14 protein-coding genes are annotated in these 16,258 nt (G+C 41.2%); 4 read left to right on the top strand and 10 right to left on the bottom strand.

The window, feature by feature from the left end:
• Positions 1 to 109: 109 nt before the first annotated feature.
• Positions 110 to 871, bottom strand: a complete 762-nt coding sequence (locus EGC82_RS08820; RefSeq protein ID WP_164839114.1) for a TSUP family transporter — start codon at positions 869 to 871, stop codon at positions 110 to 112.
• Positions 872 to 1,143: 272 nt separating this feature from the next.
• Here EGC82_RS08820 and EGC82_RS08815 point away from each other — a divergent pair, with 272 nt between their 5' ends.
• Positions 1,144 to 1,821: an SDR family NAD(P)-dependent oxidoreductase gene (locus EGC82_RS08815; protein ID WP_124730427.1), complete on the top strand. Its 678-nt coding sequence runs from the start codon at positions 1,144 to 1,146 to the stop codon at positions 1,819 to 1,821.
• Between the two features lie 15 nt (positions 1,822 to 1,836).
• On the opposite strand, the gene EGC82_RS08810 is transcribed toward EGC82_RS08815, so the two are convergent.
• Positions 1,837 to 2,037 (bottom strand): hypothetical protein, encoded by a 201-nt coding sequence (locus tag EGC82_RS08810; RefSeq protein WP_124730426.1) that lies wholly within the window; start codon positions 2,035 to 2,037, stop codon positions 1,837 to 1,839.
• A gap of 96 nt (positions 2,038 to 2,133) precedes the next feature.
• On the opposite strand from EGC82_RS08810, the gene EGC82_RS08805 reads away from it, so the two are divergent.
• Positions 2,134 to 2,340, top strand: coding sequence for a hypothetical protein (locus EGC82_RS08805; protein ID WP_124730425.1), 207 nt, complete (start codon positions 2,134 to 2,136; stop codon positions 2,338 to 2,340).
• Between the two features lie 172 nt (positions 2,341 to 2,512).
• Here the strand turns inward: EGC82_RS08805 and EGC82_RS08800 are convergent, their stop codons facing one another.
• From EGC82_RS08800 to smc, 8 genes are all read right to left on the bottom strand, one after another.
• The gene (locus tag EGC82_RS08800; protein ID WP_124730424.1) at positions 2,513 to 2,899 is read right to left on the bottom strand and encodes a ribonuclease E inhibitor RraB; all 387 of its coding nucleotides are present in this window, start codon (positions 2,897 to 2,899) and stop codon (positions 2,513 to 2,515) included.
• Between the two features lie 10 nt (positions 2,900 to 2,909).
• Positions 2,910 to 3,143, bottom strand: coding sequence for an RNA-binding S4 domain-containing protein (locus EGC82_RS08795; RefSeq protein WP_124730423.1), 234 nt, complete (start codon positions 3,141 to 3,143; stop codon positions 2,910 to 2,912).
• 50 nt (positions 3,144 to 3,193) lie between these two features.
• The gene (locus tag EGC82_RS08790; protein WP_124730422.1) at positions 3,194 to 4,000 is read right to left on the bottom strand and encodes an NAD(P)-binding domain-containing protein; all 807 of its coding nucleotides are present in this window, start codon (positions 3,998 to 4,000) and stop codon (positions 3,194 to 3,196) included.
• 51 nt (positions 4,001 to 4,051) lie between these two features.
• Positions 4,052 to 5,251 carry an HD-GYP domain-containing protein gene (locus tag EGC82_RS08785; RefSeq protein ID WP_124730421.1) on the bottom strand — a complete coding sequence of 400 codons (1,200 nt, stop codon included), beginning with the start codon at positions 5,249 to 5,251 and terminating at the stop codon, positions 4,052 to 4,054.
• A 153-nt stretch (positions 5,252 to 5,404) separates the two neighbouring features.
• Positions 5,405 to 5,926, bottom strand: coding sequence for a DUF2919 domain-containing protein (locus EGC82_RS08780; RefSeq protein ID WP_124730420.1), 522 nt, complete (start codon positions 5,924 to 5,926; stop codon positions 5,405 to 5,407).
• Between the two features lie 66 nt (positions 5,927 to 5,992).
• Positions 5,993 to 8,005 (bottom strand): NAD-dependent DNA ligase LigA, encoded by a 2,013-nt coding sequence (gene ligA / locus EGC82_RS08775; protein WP_124730419.1) that lies wholly within the window; start codon positions 8,003 to 8,005, stop codon positions 5,993 to 5,995.
• Positions 8,006 to 8,106: 101 nt separating this feature from the next.
• A complete protein-coding gene (zipA, locus tag EGC82_RS08770) occupies positions 8,107 to 9,159 on the bottom strand; it encodes a cell division protein ZipA (protein WP_124730418.1) in 1,053 nt (350 codons plus the stop codon).
• 21 nt (positions 9,160 to 9,180) lie between these two features.
• Positions 9,181 to 12,615 (bottom strand): chromosome segregation protein SMC, encoded by a 3,435-nt coding sequence (gene smc, locus EGC82_RS08765; RefSeq protein WP_124730417.1) that lies wholly within the window; start codon positions 12,613 to 12,615, stop codon positions 9,181 to 9,183.
• A 160-nt stretch (positions 12,616 to 12,775) separates the two neighbouring features.
• Between smc and cysZ the strand changes: the two genes are divergently transcribed.
• Complete coding sequence (gene cysZ / locus EGC82_RS08760; RefSeq protein ID WP_124730416.1) at positions 12,776 to 13,549, top strand: sulfate transporter CysZ; 774 nt, start codon at positions 12,776 to 12,778, stop codon at positions 13,547 to 13,549.
• A 213-nt stretch (positions 13,550 to 13,762) separates the two neighbouring features.
• Positions 13,763 to 16,114 (top strand): carbohydrate binding family 9 domain-containing protein, encoded by a 2,352-nt coding sequence (locus EGC82_RS08755; protein WP_124732604.1) that lies wholly within the window; start codon positions 13,763 to 13,765, stop codon positions 16,112 to 16,114.
• Positions 16,115 to 16,258: the final 144 nt, after the last annotated feature.

The following is a 16,258-nucleotide window of genomic DNA, read 5'->3' as shown; positions in this document are numbered from 1 at the left end:
AACGCCTAATAATGATGACGTAAATAAACTCAGATTACCGCTATGTCGAGCTGATATATTTCGCGCTCATATACTTTATTCACATAGGCTTTGTTAACATCCACAGCGTTTACATATATTGTGACCACAATAATTTTCCGCTCATACCTAATGACATGATGACAACCAAAGGTTTAATAATTTTAACCCCTTTAGTCACCACTAAACGTGAGCCTAACGTGGCACCAATGGCTTGGCCGACCAGCATAATTAAGCCTAATACCACTGCCACTTGACCACCAATTAAAAAGAAAATAAGTGAAGCAATGTTAGTGGCAAAGTTCAGCAGTTTTGCATGTGCCGTTGCTTTTGCTAGACCAAAACCGGCCAATGACACAAATGCTAAGGCAAAAAAACTGCCGGTACCTGGGCCAAAAAAACCATCATAAAATCCTACGCCTAATGCGGCAGTAAAGGCAAAAATACTCGGAGTGAGAATTTGTTGGCGATCTTGCTCACTGATTTTTTTAGAGAATAAAAAATAGCAACCAATTGCTAAAATCAGAAAAGGTAATACCACTTCCAACAGTTTTGCATCTATCATTTGTACTAATATGGTACCAATTGATGCACCAATAAAGGCGCAAATCAACGACAGTTTTATACTGCGTAAATCCACCATTCCTTTACGGACAAAATATAAACTCGCAAAAAAACTGCCACCACACGCTTGTAACTTATTGGTTCCTAAAGCCGCCGCTGGCGGCAAACCCGCCCACATTAATGCAGGAATAGTGAGTAAACCGCCTCCACCGGCGATTGCATCAATAAAACCAGCAATTAAGGCAACAGCAAACAAGATAAGCGCGAGTTGGAGTGTGAGTTCAAACATGGAGGTCTCGTTAATGGCAACAAACATGAAGTCGATAAGACAGTAGCAAGGCGTTATTAGACAATCTTTAACGTCAAAATACAAAGCGTTCTGGGATATTTATTCAATTTTACTTAACGAATACTGACTCAGATAATAAATAATTATCAAACAACTCGACGTTTAGCAATTAACCTTGGATTGATTGTCGTTTGTGGAGTACTAGCACTTTGCAGTTTACTTGTGCGTTGATATAGTAACCGACCTAATGAACAGGAGCTGAAGGTTTTATTATGATTGTTATTACCGGCGCGAGCAGCGGCTTAGGTGCTGCGCTGACCCAACTCTATGCAGCAGAAGACTATACCTTGTTGATCACTGGTCGCAGTGAACAAAAATTAGCTGATGTTATGACTAACTTAACTCAACTTGAACAAGCTAACGTAATCACTCACGCAGCAGACTTGTGTGTGGCAGAAGATGTCAGTGGATTGTTTTCTTGTTTAACCGCCCCACCCAGCAGCGTAATTCATTGTGCTGGTAGTGGTTATTTTGGCCCGATTGAACAACAAAGCCCGCAAGCGATTAATCAGTTAATCAATAACAATCTAACGGCAAGTATTCTGCTATTACGCGAGCTAGTAAGCCGTTATCGCGAGCACAAGGTCACGGTTATTGTGGTGATGTCGACCGCGGCGCAAGCAGGTAAAGCCAATGAGTCAACTTATTGTGCGGTTAAGTGGGCCGTTAAGGGCTTAATTGAATCATTGCGATTAGAATTAAAACACAGCCCAATGAAATTAATTGCCGTTTATCCCGGTGGCATGGCCACTGATTTTTGGCCAACCAGTGGCAAAGACATTAATACCTCAGGTTTTATGACCGCAACAGAAGCGGCCACTATGCTAAAACAAGCCTTAATCGCCACTGAGAACGGTTATGTGTCGGATATCACCATTAATCGTGGTTGATAATCAGTTTTGCCATTAAAGTAAGCTTGGCTTTGTTGACCAGTACCAGCAATATATCCAACCTGCTGGCGCAAAAATAAGGTTTAGCACAATGGCATAAAAGCCGACCAAGGGTAAGTTAGTGGTTTTACCTTTGGCAAACTTTACGGTAAAAAACACCACAACCACGGTTAAAACGAAAATAATTTGACCAATCAATGTGGCATTTAAATTCATGATGTTACCCTTTAACCAGCAAACCCGTTATGCTGAAATAGCAACGACGTTAGCTGATGATACATATCATATTAGATTATTGATAAGGCTACCACAATGTGTAAAAAAGTAGTCGTAATATTGGTGTCAATAAGCCTTGCTTGGGGCTTGTCAGCTTGTGCTGAATTAAAACACACAGGCAAAGAAATTGGTCACACGACAAAAAAAGTAACCACTGCCATCGGTCACGGTACACGTGATACCGTCAAGGCTATTGGTCACGAAACTAAAGAAGTCATTAATGACATAAAAAAAGATGACTAAAAACGTCTTTCCATATAATAATAAAGCCATTAATGCTTGGCATTAATGGCTTTATTATTTAGTCGCAACTCGGATTAACAACAAGAGTTAAGAGATTCAACTTTTAATGATAGTTATGGCAGTTATGGCAGTAATGGCGATGCGATTGGTAGCATCACTAGTGATGCCAATATTAGTGATGACAATGCTCACTATGTACATGCTCATCATCGGTAAACTCACTATCGCTAGCTTGATTTTGCATTACGCCCCAGCCATCAGAAATACCATCAAACTCTTGCGCAAAGCTATTTAACTCAGTCTCTTTGGCAACTAATGCAGCGTATTCTGGTACCATTTGTAAGCAAACGATCACTTCCCACTTGGTGCTTTCTTCATCAAAGTTCAGCTCAAGCTCACCTTGCATGTCGGTTTGGCTTAATGCTTCTAAGGCTGACTCTGCATCACGTTGATCATCAAATACCAAGAAGAAATCTACTTCTATTGATTGAGTAAGGTCAATACCGGCATCAGCCATTGCAGCCAACATTTGGCCATTATCGTCATCTGGGAATTGCATTTATCAATCCTTACTGTGCAGGAACAATTTCAATTGTCGCGTCATTGAACGAAATCATATCGCCAACAACACACTTTTTACGTTTACGAGTATCAACGTCACCATTAACGGTAACTTGACCTTCGGTAATGACATGCTTCGCTTCGCCACCCCCGTTCACTAAACCGAGTACTTTAAGTACTTTGTACAGTTCTACGAATTCATCACCTTGAAGTAATGCAAACGCTTGAGTTTGAGTCGTCACAATAATCGCCTTTTAATCAAAATATACCGGCTATTATAGCCTATGCCAGTTTAGCAAGCATCAAGCATTTTGAATGGGTTACTAAACGTATATTGAAACCCTAACTGATGGCTTATTAACTGACCGTTTATAATTTTGCTAGGGTGTTGTTGCTGATTAAACTGCGGCGCAATTAATCCAAGATGCTCGGTAGCGGCAACATAAAATTCGCCACGTGTAGGATGCTCATTTGCAGCAAGGTTATAAATAGGTAGGGTATCTGTGCGTGACAAAATCAAGCTAACGGCAGCAATACAATCATGTAAATGCACTAAATTAACCGCAACATTGGCACCGCTAACATCGACTTTACCCGCAAAAAAACGTCCAGGATGACGTTTGGGGCCAACTAAGCCTGAAAATCGCACAATGCAGCTGTTTTGCATCGCTGCAAACATGGCTTCAGCTTGGAGTAATATGCCACTGGTATCATTAAATGTGTCGGCATCTTGTTCACTGACTGTTTGATCTAGCGATGGATAAACTCCAGTCGTGCTGATAAAAATCACTTTTTGGTATTCGCGCTCACCCATTAAATTTTTCAACTGAGTTAAATGCATAATATAGTCAGCTTCACCTCGCCTTAGTCCTGGCGGTAAATTAATCACGATCGCGTCGGCATCAAATAAAGATGAGTTTTTTACCTCGGCGGTGACATTGGCCAAATCTAATTGGTAAGCCTTTATACCCGCTTGCTGTAATGAGACTAAATCATCAACATGACGTTTAGATGCTTTAACCTTAAAACCTTGTTTAATTAACTGTGTGGCGAGTGGAAAGCCAAACCAACCACATCCGATAATGGTAATTGTGTGCATGTATTCTCAATATGACTGCGTTATATAAATAATTAAAGCGAGTGATTAAAATTAATGATTAAAGTTATTAAAATAAAAGCTGATTGGGCTGTTAGCTTGCAATGTCTTAATTGCACCATCAGATAACTCATCTAACTTAATAACTTCTTTTACATGGACATCTTCATTAATTAAAAACCGAAAGCTAGGCTCTGCACCACTAATATTACAAGACCAAACATGTGGCTGCTTTACGTCAGCGGTGGTCATCATTACTTTGGCAATGCTATCGTCTGTGAGTCGCACGATAGTGCCTGGTGGGTAAATACCTAGTATTTTGACCAATACTGAAATCAAATTATCACTGTGCTTACTGCTGTGATTTTTAAATAAAATCCCCAATGCAATTTGCGGAGTATGGTATTGGCGTAACAATGTCTCGTAGTCATTGGCTAATGACACTATCTGGGTTGTCGGTAAAATTTTGGCTTCGGTTAAATGGTTAGGAAAGCCACTACCATCAATAAATTCGTGATGATGCAGTACAATATCTAACATGGCTTCAGGAAATAATCCGCTACGACTTAGCATGTCGTAACCAAAGTTAGGATGCATTTTTAAAAAATTAGTTTCATGATCGCTTAAGTCACCACGCTTATTTCTAATAGCCTCAGGAACTTTGAGTTTGCCGATATCATGAAACAAGCTACCTAATGCAATGTCACGAACATCTTTTTTTGATAATGAGAGAGTATGGGCAATTATCATAGCAAGCACCGCGACAGAAATACCATGTTGAGTCACACTAATATCCGTCTCACCACTGCCGACTAAGGTTAAATGAGGGCTTTCACTTTCATACAAATGATCGACTAAATCTTCAACTAAAGTGGCCGCTTCACGATAAGCCCCTTCGGGGTCGCTGACTATTTTGCCAAAAACGGTTCTACTATCATTAACCGATTTAACAAAACGTTGCTGGCTCACTCGCATGCTTTTTTTAGCCAGTGGCCGATAATCAACTTCTTCGAGGACCACTTCTTCAGGTTGTTCTATTTCAACCGGTTCATCAACTTTAGGTAATAAGTCATGGCCATCAATCACGTACACAAATGACACATCAAGCCCTTTAATCATCTCAATTTGGACTTGCTGTTCAAGCTTAACTTTACTGCGAAAAAAAGGATGATTTGTCCATGACAAAGGCAGCTTAACGGTTAACCCGATAACCATTTGCGAAACAGGTATTTGTGTTAATTCTGCTTTAGCCAAAATTTTAATCCTTTTCACATTTGCCATGTTATGGCTGAAATGATAATGCCATTATTGCACTGACATTTTAAGAAATAGAGTTATGTGTATCAAGGTCTTACATCTTCACTTTTTATGATCATCAAATATAGTGCATTTATCTATGGCCGTAAATTATTTCGTATCTTGCTTACTTTGATCATCAGATGACGCTTCATCTTGGATGGCGCTATCGTCTGGTGTCCAGTCGGCAAAGTAGTAATGTAATCGCTTTGATTTAAATACATAAATCACTGACCAAAACAGAAAAAGGGCGTCAATCGAATAGCCGATTTTAAACAAATAGTCGTCGTGCATCATCCGTTGGAATAAAAATAGTCCATCTATAATGAGTAATATCCACAAAAACCACCCACTATTGCGAAACGCTGGGATAAATATCGGCCAACTCCGTTTACGTTCGGCAATAATCAGCCCATAAATCAACACTGCCCCAACGCCAGCAATTAACGCTAATACAAAATCGCTTTTTTCAGGATAAAACAATCGAACTAATCCTGCTCGGTCATTAAACTGGGTTAATGAAGCAATAAAAATACACCAGCCACGCGCTAGAAAAACCAAGATTAAATATAAAAACAAGGGTGGCTTTATATGGCCGCGATCATCAAGCCAAGTAATATTACTAAAATTCACAATAGACTCTTATCGGCTGTCACAAATATAAATAAAGTGTCTTTATCGGCATCACTATCATTGCTGTTAGTTTGATGCATTGAGTAAATCCAGTAACCCTTGCTCATCGATTACCTTAACGCCCAACTCTTCAGCTTTTGCAAGCTTAGAGCCCGCGGCCTCACCCGCTACAACACAGTCGGTATTTTTAGACACACTTCCAGCCACTTTTGCACCTAATGCCTGTAACCGTGCTTTAGCGTCATTACGATTAAGTTGAGTTAATGTGCCCGTTAACACCCATGTTTGGCCTTTAAGGCTCAAAGTAGACTCATCCGCAGGTTCAATCACCGGCCAAGTAATACCCGCTGCAAGCAATTGTTCTATTACTTCGATGTTATGCGGTTGAGCAAAAAATTGCCCAATATGCTTTGCGACAATTTCACCAACATCGGCAACTTCAAGCAGTTGCTCGACACTAGCACTGCGAATAAGGTCAACATCGGTAAAGTGCTGCGCTAAGTTAGCAGCTGTAGCCTCGCCAACTTCACGAATACCTAGGCTATATAAGAAACGCGCCAATGTGGTGCTTTTGGCCGCTTTAATAGCGGCAACAATATTGGTAGCCGACTTCATTGCCATGCGATCTAACATGGTAACGGTGGAAGCTGTTAGCTTAAATAAATCCGCAGGTGTTTTAACGAGTTCCTTATCAATAAGTTGTTCGACAATTTTATCACCCAGGCCGTCAATATTTAATGCTTTACGCGATGCAAAATGCTTAATCGCTTCTTTACGTTGCGCTTCACAAAATAATCCGCCACTACAACGCGCTACAGCTTCGCCTTCTAAACGCTCCACAATGCTCTGACAAACGGGGCAATGCAGCGGGAAGACAATATCTTGCGCATCATCTGGGCGTTGCTCTGGGACAATAGCAACAATTTGTGGGATTACGTCTCCTGCACGGCGAATAATCACAGTGTCGCCAACTTTAACCCCAAGACGAGCAATTTCATCTGCATTATGTAAAGTGGCATTTGATACCGTTACGCCACCGACAAATACAGGTTTTAGACGGGCAACGGGGGTAACCGCTCCGGTTCTACCAACTTGAAAATCAACCGACTCTAACAGGGTCATTTCTTCTTGGGCGGGGAATTTGTATGCAATAGCCCATCGAGGGGCTTTAGCAACAAAACCAAGCGTTTGCTGCTTAGCTATGTCGTTAACCTTTATCACTACACCATCAATCTCGTATTCAAGCGCACTGCGCCTGGTCATTATGTCAGCATAATATGCGTACACTTTTTCTAGTGAATCAGATACTTTTACTTCACTGCTAACGGGGACACCCCATTGTTTTAGTTGAGTCAGTTGGCCAAAATGAGTGGTTTGCATTGGTTGTGATTCGCCTTCGACCACCCCTAATGCATACGCATAAAATCCTAGAGCACGTGCCGCGGTAATTTTACTGTCTAATTGGCGTAAACTCCCCGCTGCAGCATTACGCGGGTTAACAAACACTTTGTCACCTTTGCTAATTTGACGCTGATTTAATGCGTCAAATGCCGCTTTGGGCATAAACACCTCACCACGCACTTCAACTAAATCAGGAAAACCTTCTCCGCGTAATTTAAGTGGAATAGAACGAATAGTGCGAACATTTTCTGTAATGTCTTCACCTACGCTGCCATCTCCTCGTGTAGCTGCGCGTTCAAGCATACCTAAACGATAAGTGATACTGACGGCTAGGCCATCAAGTTTAGGTTCGCAAACATAATCAACGCTATCGACTTTATCTGTAATACGCTTATTAAATGCAGCAAAGTCAGTTTGTTCAAATGCATTATCAAGGCTTAGCATTGGTTTTAGGTGGGTGATTTGAGCAAACTTTTGTAATGCCATACCACCGACTCGCTGTGTCGGTGAGTCCACTGATTTAAATTGTGGATAGTCTTGCTCTAACTCAGTTAAACGTTTAATTAATCTATCGTATTCAGCATCGGGAATTGACGGGGCGTCATCAACGTAATAACGAATGTTATGTTGATTAATAGTGTGGGTCAGTTGATCCATTTCAGTTTGAATAGCGTGCATTGTGGTATCCGTCATACGAGTTGTCACTGTGATTTTTTGCTAAAGGGGCCGGGGCATAAAACAATTAAGGCCGCTGCTGCGGCCTTAATAAAAACATCAACCTACGCCGCATTGAGTCGTCGTAAATACTCTTTTTTGGTTCCATCGGACCAAGGTTGACGCTGTCCATCTAATAATTGCGCATTGAGATCGTCGGCAATTTGATACGCCGAGTTAAGCATAATAGTAAAATTCATCAACGGATCGCCGTATCCTGGTAAGGTCATAAATAGCACCACACCTTGAGTGACAAATTGCTCCATTTCATCTGGATCAAAAATACCAGGCTTTAACATATTCGCCAGTGAAAATAGCACTTTTCCGGTACCAGCGTTGTCAATATGGCGATGAAAAATATCCATGTCACCAAATTTAAAATTAAGCGACAACAGACTTGGCAGTAATTCAGCACCCTGAATTTGCTCACCTTCTTTAGCAACAATATGCAGCACTAATACATCAGTAGGTTCAACAGCTTCGTTCTGTGGGGTATCAGCTGGCTCACTTATACTCGCTTTAGCTTGAACATTAACGTGCGCGTTAATCTCTGGCTCTACTTGTTGCGCGACAGGAACCGTGGGCTTAATCGGCTCAGGTCTAGGCGCAATAGGCTTACCAGTGTAACTTTCTAGCTTGGCAGTACTGGTTGAAGGATTAAATATCTTTTTGGGCATATTCATTGCTGCACTAGCAGCCGGTATTGGTTTAACGTCATCTTCAACAAATAAAGTTTGCGGAGCCGATTGCGCCGCTTTGGCTTCAATGTGGGCTGGTTCAGACTTTTGCGGCGCAGGTTGACGCAAAGAGTCATGAAGTGGCGTATTAGATAACTTAGGCTCACTCGGGTTTGATTTTTGACTTAGGTTAGTCTTTAGTATGGGCTTAATGATAGGTTCTTCAACCTCACCCGGTTTGCGCACGCGCACTTTACCAATACCGTCAGCGTCAAAACCTTCAGAGTCTATACGTTTAGCTTGGTCTTTATAAAATCCAGCCATCGGGCTTTGTTTCATTGATTTAGGTTGTTGTTTACGAATCGACCAGAAACCGTGCACTAACACCGCAATAATTGCGATAGCGCCTAATACGAACAACACTAGTTGTAGATCTTTCATTAGATTCCCTGTCTTCCTAATTTATACCGCGTCTGCCATGGCGACGGCGGCTTCAATGTCCACTGCGACTATCCTTGAAACGCCAGGTTCATGCATAGTAACGCCAATAAGTTGATCAGCCATTTCCATTGTTATTTTATTATGACTGATATAAATAAATTGCACACTTTGTGACATTTCTTTAAGTAACCGACAAAAACGTTCGACGTTGGCGTCATCCAAAGGTGCATCTACTTCATCGAGCATACAAAAAGGTGCTGGATTCAGTCTAAAAATGGCAAAGACCAATGATAAAGCGGTTAACGCTTTTTCTCCACCACTAAGTAAATGTATGGTGCTATTCTTCTTACCTGGTGGTTGCGCCATGATGGTGACACCCGTTTCGAGCAGATCATCACCAGTTAATGCCAAATAAGCCTTTCCACCGCCAAATACTTTAGGAAATAACAGTCCTAAATCATGGTTTACCGTTTCAAATGTTGCTTTAAAACGACTGCGAGTTTCTTTGTCTATCTTACGAATAGCGTCTTCTAAAATCGCTAATCCTTTGTTTAAGTCGTCATCTTGACTGTCTAAATAGGCTTTCCGTTCTCGTTGCGATTCAAATTCGTCAATGGCTGCAAGGTTAATTGCACCAAGGCGTAAAATGTTCTGTTTCACTTTTTCGAGCTGTTGCGACCAAACATCAACAGAGGCTAGCTCAGGAATATCTGCAATCACTTGCTGAAGCTGAATTTGCTGTTCTTGGAGCAATTGTAACTGCCCATTCGCCTGCCCTTTCAAGCCCTCACGACGTAACTTTAACGTGCTTATCGTTTGAGTCAAGTCTTGTAACACTACAAGCTGTTGTTTTTGCATCAATACTAAACTGTCTAAGCTGGCTTGAAGCTCAGCTTGTTGAGAGCGATTTAGCTGTAATTGCTGCTGCAGAGCTTGCTGTTGCTCAAGTGCTTGTGCCAGCTGTGTTGATAGTTGACTTAAATCATGTTGACCTCGTTGTTGCTGATTGTCGAGCAACATTTGTTGTAACTGAGTCAATTGATTGGTTAATTCTGTCTTTTTTTCATATTTTTGCTTTAATTTCTGCTCACTCAATGCTTGTTGAGTGGCATGTTGTTGCATTTGTGTTTGCTGCTGCTTAACACTATTAGCAGCCTCTAAACGAATGGTTTTGGTTTCACGAAGTTTGGCTTGACTGGTTTGCCACGCTTGTTGAGCTGCATCGTGTTGATTCATCGCCTGTAGCAATGCATCCTCTAGGCTGAGGATCTGCTCTTCAAAAGCATCAACTTGCATTTGCCTATCAGCTATTTGCTGTTCAAGCTTGGCGATGGTCTGGCTATATTGTTGTTGCTTTTGACGTTTATCAACGGCTTGCTGAGTTAAACTGCTCACCAATGAATGCAATTTTGTTTGTTGGATCTGTAATTGATGACCGCGTTGTTGGCATTGAGTCAATGTCACTTGAGTCGTTACAGTGCTTTGGGTTAACAAGGTTAATGCTTGTTGAGACGAAGCCTGTTGCTGTTCAAGTACCACTAATTGCTGGCTCAAGTTTAAGCGTTCTTGACTTAGCACAATAGCTGATTGTGCCGACTGAGTATGATTAAGTACAAAGCCATGACCAATCAAAAAACCTTCTTGGGTGGCAATGTATTGATCGGGTGTTAATGATGGCAATAACACTTTGGCTTCACTAAGACTCTTCGCCCATACCACGTGTTGTAACCAGGGCGCTAAATTCACTGGCGTTGTTAATGCAGGATAAACCACTGATTCTTGCTGTTCAAACCCCACCAATGGTGCTGTAACATTCAACAAAGCAGTTTGGCCCTGAGCTAAAATAGGTAATTGACTTAGTCCTTGTAAAACTTTGTCGACCGCTTTTTCCCAACCGGGCACCACCTCAATCACTTGCCATAATTGTTGGCCGTCATCTTGGGTTTGTTCTGCAAGTAGCTCATCGATAAACTGCAACCGCGAATGATGACGAGTGACCGATTGTTTAAGCGTTTGATAAGCATCACTCGCGAGTGTTACAGCCTGTTGTTGCTCTATTAATGTAAGTTCTAATTGACTGTGTTGCTGCTGATCGTCATTCAGTTGCTGATCAATACTGGCTAATTCTGCCTCACTGTTTTGCAGCTGCTGTTGGTTATTTTGTTGTGCTAAAGCGGCTAACTCAATCTGAGATGTTGACAAGTGCTGTTCGTCTTGAAGCAAACCTTGCTGTTGATGACTCAACGTTGACTGACTCAGTGCCAACTGCATCTTATTAGTTGCTAAGATTTCGGCATATTGTGTTAGTTGACGTTGCTGATCATCACATGCTTCTTCAATCGCAAAAACTTGTTCATCTATGTGCTCAAGCGTTTGGTTTGCCCGTTCATGTGCAGGTTGCTGAGTATTAACTTGTTCAACCCATCGCTGATGAACATCCGTCATCTTGACAATACTATCGTCAGCTTGCTGGATCTGCTGCTGTAATAATTGAATTTGTTGCTGCAGCTGAGTGTCTTGTTGTTGCTGATGTGCAAGCTGTTGCTCAAGTTTAGTCATGGTATTACCGGCCTGGTAATACTGCTCTACTAAATGATGTTCACCATCGCTAAGTTCAGCCAATTGCTGTTTCAACTGAATAATACTGGTATCGCCCTGCTGCGCATTTTTAGCTAACGCTTCAGCTTTAAGCTCACGTTCTGTGATTTCGCTATCAAGCTTGTCGGTTTGCTGCAACAGTTGTTGATAGCGCATAACCAATAGTTGGCTATGTAATTGACGTTCGCTATTTTTTAATTCGCGATACTGCAGTGCCGCTTTGGCTTGTTGTGATAATTTATCTAATTGGGTTCCAAGTTCAACCCGGATATCATTTAAACGTTCGAGATTTTCACGAGTATGACGAATACGATTTTCAGTTTCACGGCGGCGTTCTTTATAGCGCGATATCCCCGCAGCCTCTTCAATAAACACTCTTAGCTCTTGAGGTTTTGATTCGATTAAGCGTGAAATAGTCCCTTGTTCGATAATGGCATAACTACGCGGCCCAAGACCGGTACCCATAAATAAGTCGGTAATGTCTTTACGCCGACATTTTTGACCGTTTAAAAAATACGTTGATTCACTATCACGGTTAATTTGCCGTTTAACAGAAATCTCTTGGTAACTGGCATATTGACCCGCTAAACGGCCTTGGATGTTTTCAAATACTAGCTCAACGCCAGCCATCGATATAGGCTTACGTGAAGATGAACCGTTAAAAATAACATCGGTCATCGAGTCGCCACGTAAATGTTTTGCGCTGCTTTCACCCAGCACCCAGCGCACGGCATCAATTACGTTAGATTTGCCGCAGCCGTTAGGGCCAATAATCGCCGACAAGGCATTATCAAATGGGATTTTAGTTGGGTCTACAAACGACTTAAATCCAGCAAGTTTTATTTGTTTTAATCTCATGTTGCCAGTTCAGGTACGCATTAAAAGGAAAAAGCAGCTCACTTTAGCAATTGAGCCGCATTTTGTAACGATTTTTATCCTTTTGATACAGTTTATCGCTTGTTTTATTGTCTTTGGCTCGTCAAAATCAAGGTCATGAGTCATAGCAAAGGTGCGTTAAATGGTAAACAACTCTCAGACCATTAAAAAGAGCGGCGTAAATTATTTTATGCAAGGCTTTCAATTAATTAAACAGCCGGGGTTACGCTCGTTTGTATTTATCCCGTTAATGATAAATTTAGTGCTGTTTGCTGGGACAATATATTTTGCGGTGGGGAAATTAACGGAGCTATTTACATGGATAAATGGGCAAGTTCCTGACTACTTGGGTTGGTTGAACTTTTTGCTATGGCCATTAGCACTATTAACCATATTAGTGGTGATGTCATTTATATTTAGCTCAGTGATGAACTGGATTGCGGCACCATTTAATGGTTTATTGGCTGAAAAAGTTGAACAACATCTAACGGGAAAAAGCTTAAATACGGGTAATTCTGTCGATATGGTCAAAGACTTGCCGCGTATTTTTGGTCGTGAATGGATTAAACTCAAATACTATTTACCACGAGCATTATTGTTTTTAGTACTATTTTGGTTGCCGATTATCGGCCAAACCGCGGCACCCATTTTATGGTTTTTATTCACTGCGTGGATGATGGCAATTCAATATTGTGACTATCCATTTGATAATCATAAAGTGCCTTTTGACGATATGAAGTTCGCTCTCAAAAATACCAAGGGTTCAAGTTTTAGCTTCGGTGCGACTGTAACGGTATTTTCAATGATCCCGATTGTTAACTTTATCGTTATGCCGGTCGCTATTTGTGGTGCAACAGCTATGTGGGTCGATAAATATCGTGAAGCTTACAAAAATAACGTTATAGCGCCTGACTAATTGATAATGAGTAAACTGTTTATAAATCAAGCCCGATGCCTAGCAACGGGCTTTTTATTATATTCAACCAACCTAATTTAACATTCAGTAACAATTAATTGATAATTTTAGTACACCTTATGCCTACGTTTTAATGTTTTTTTGCGACAATAGTGAAAATAACAAAAAAAAAGAGCACCTGTGACCGACTCCTTAGCTAAGCGCCTTCGCCAAATGCACTGTTTAAGCCAAATGCATAACCTTGTCTTCACGTTGATATTGAGTAGTTTTTTATCCTTTTCTGCGCTTGCAGGTTCTAGTCAGCAATTTCACCTCGACATCCCAACTATTAATGAAGATATTAAACTTGATGGCGACTTTAACGAGCCTGCATGGCAACATGCAACCGAGGTGATGCTAAACTATGAAACCTCTCCAGCTGAAAACACCGCCGCACCAGTCAGCACTGTGGTTAGAGTGTATGCCTCAAGCACCAGCCTGTATTTTGCATTTACCGCCCGAGATCCAAGTCCCGACAATATTAGAGTCAACTTACGCGACCGTGACAAATCTTGGGGCGATGACATGGTGGGGATTAAACTTGATACCTTCAATAATGCACGTTTGGCTTATCAATTTTTTATTAACCCATATGGTGTACAGAGTGACTCCATTGAAAATGAGCTCACAGGTCAAGAAAGCGATGCCTGGGACGGTATTTGGTACAGTAAAGGTAAACTGACCCAAAATGGTTATCAAGTTGAAGTACAGCTGCCGTTAAGATTATTCAATTTTGATGACAGTAATCCTATCCAAACTTGGGGCATTGAGCTTATTCGCTTTTACCCTCGCAATGAAACTCATCGTTTATCGACTCATAAAATTGATCGCAATGTATCGTGTCAGTTATGTCAATTAGGCACGGTATCTGGCTTAGCGGGTGCAACCCAAGGTAAAGACTTACAACTCACACCATCTATTGTGGCCAATCAAAGCCAGCAACGTGATATCACTCAGGGCAAACCTTGGAGCGATGACAATGATGTTGATGTGGGCTTAGATTTGCGCTGGGGAATAACGCCAACGACCTTATTGAATGCAACCGTTAATCCTGATTTCTCTCAAGTAGAAGCCGATGCGGGGCAATTAGATGTTAACAACACCTTTGCGTTATTCTTCCCCGAAAAACGCGCCTTTTTTTTAGACAACAAAGACTATTTTGATACCCAATTAGATTTATTGCATACTCGTAATATTAGCTCACCAGACTATGGTTTAAAACTCACTAGCAAAACAGACGACCATACATTTGCGATACTCGCTGCCAATGATACTCAAAGTCAATTTTTAGTCCCTGGTAATTTAAGTTCTGACATTGCGGTTATTGACGAACAAAGCCATAACGTGGCAACACGATATCGTTTTGACCCGAGCAAACAATTTTCTATTGGTGGACTGGTGACCTTAAAACAGGCTGAGGAATATCATAATTACCTTGCCAGTATCGATATAAAATACCAACCAACAAAGCAAGATACCTTTACAGCCCAATATGCCCACTCACAAACCGCCTACCCTGATGCGTTATTTAATCAATTTTGTGGCGGCGATGACTGCACACAACGCAATGATAATTGTGATAAAGGAGATTGTGCCATTAATGAACGCGTACTCCGAACCCAAAAAGAGGGTGAGTTTAACGACGCTATGTTTAGTGTCACCTACCAACATCAGCGCCGTAATTGGTATGCCAAATCAAATTACCAATCTATCGGTAAAGACTTTAGAGCTGACTTAGGCTTTATTGATAAAGTTGATGTAACCAAGTTTGTTGCTGGCGGTGGCTATATTTGGTACCCAGAAAATAACTTCTTCAACAAAATAACATTAGGTGGCGACTGGGATATTAGCCATAGTCAAGATAATGAGCGCCTAGAACAAGAAACAGAAATGTTTATTGAATCTGAAGGCGGATTACAAAGTTATATTGCTACAGGTATTGTACAACGTGAGCGAGTGGGACGGCGCCATGATCCGAGCATCATTAACATTAATGGCAATACCACTATGTTTGAAGAAACTTTGGGCTGGTTTTACACTAATTTCACCCCTATAGGATCACTTAAACTGGAACTGGATGTGAACTATGGCGATGACATTGATTTTGCCAATGATCGTCCGGCAACAATCACCATGTTAAATCCTGGTATTGAATGGAAGCTAACGGAATCTCTGGTACTCGATATGTCTCATCGTTACCAAACACTCGATGTTGACGACGGGCGCTTATTTACTGCAAACCTCAGTGATGTGCGCCTAAATTGGCAGCTGACCTTAAACAGTTTTATTCGCCTTAGCAGTGTCTATACCCGTATTGAGCGAGATCCTGATCTATATCGTTACCAAAACCCAAATAGATTGTATCAAGACATGGGTAATGAGTTACTTTATGGCTATAAATTGAATCCACAGAGCGTATTTTATCTTGGTTACTCAGATGCCTTTATTGCCGATGATGATATTGATTCGTTAACCCAAGATGAAAAAACCTACTTTATGAAAGTCAGCTACGCTTGGTTGCTTTAGGCATCAAGCATAAAAAGGCTACGTTTAAACTCATTCGATAGTTTATAAATATATGGAAGTGGGGTAAACAAATCTTGTAGGCATAGTCGTGGTAATAAAAAAGGCCGTTGATACTGAGTATCAACGGCCTTTTTTTTAGAGAGA

This window comes from Shewanella livingstonensis (genome assembly GCF_003855395.1).
Classification (GTDB): Bacteria; Pseudomonadota; Gammaproteobacteria; order Enterobacterales; family Shewanellaceae; genus Shewanella; species Shewanella livingstonensis.
The sequence above is the reverse complement of the archived record's forward strand: the minus strand, read 5'-3'. Positions and strand labels throughout refer to the sequence as shown.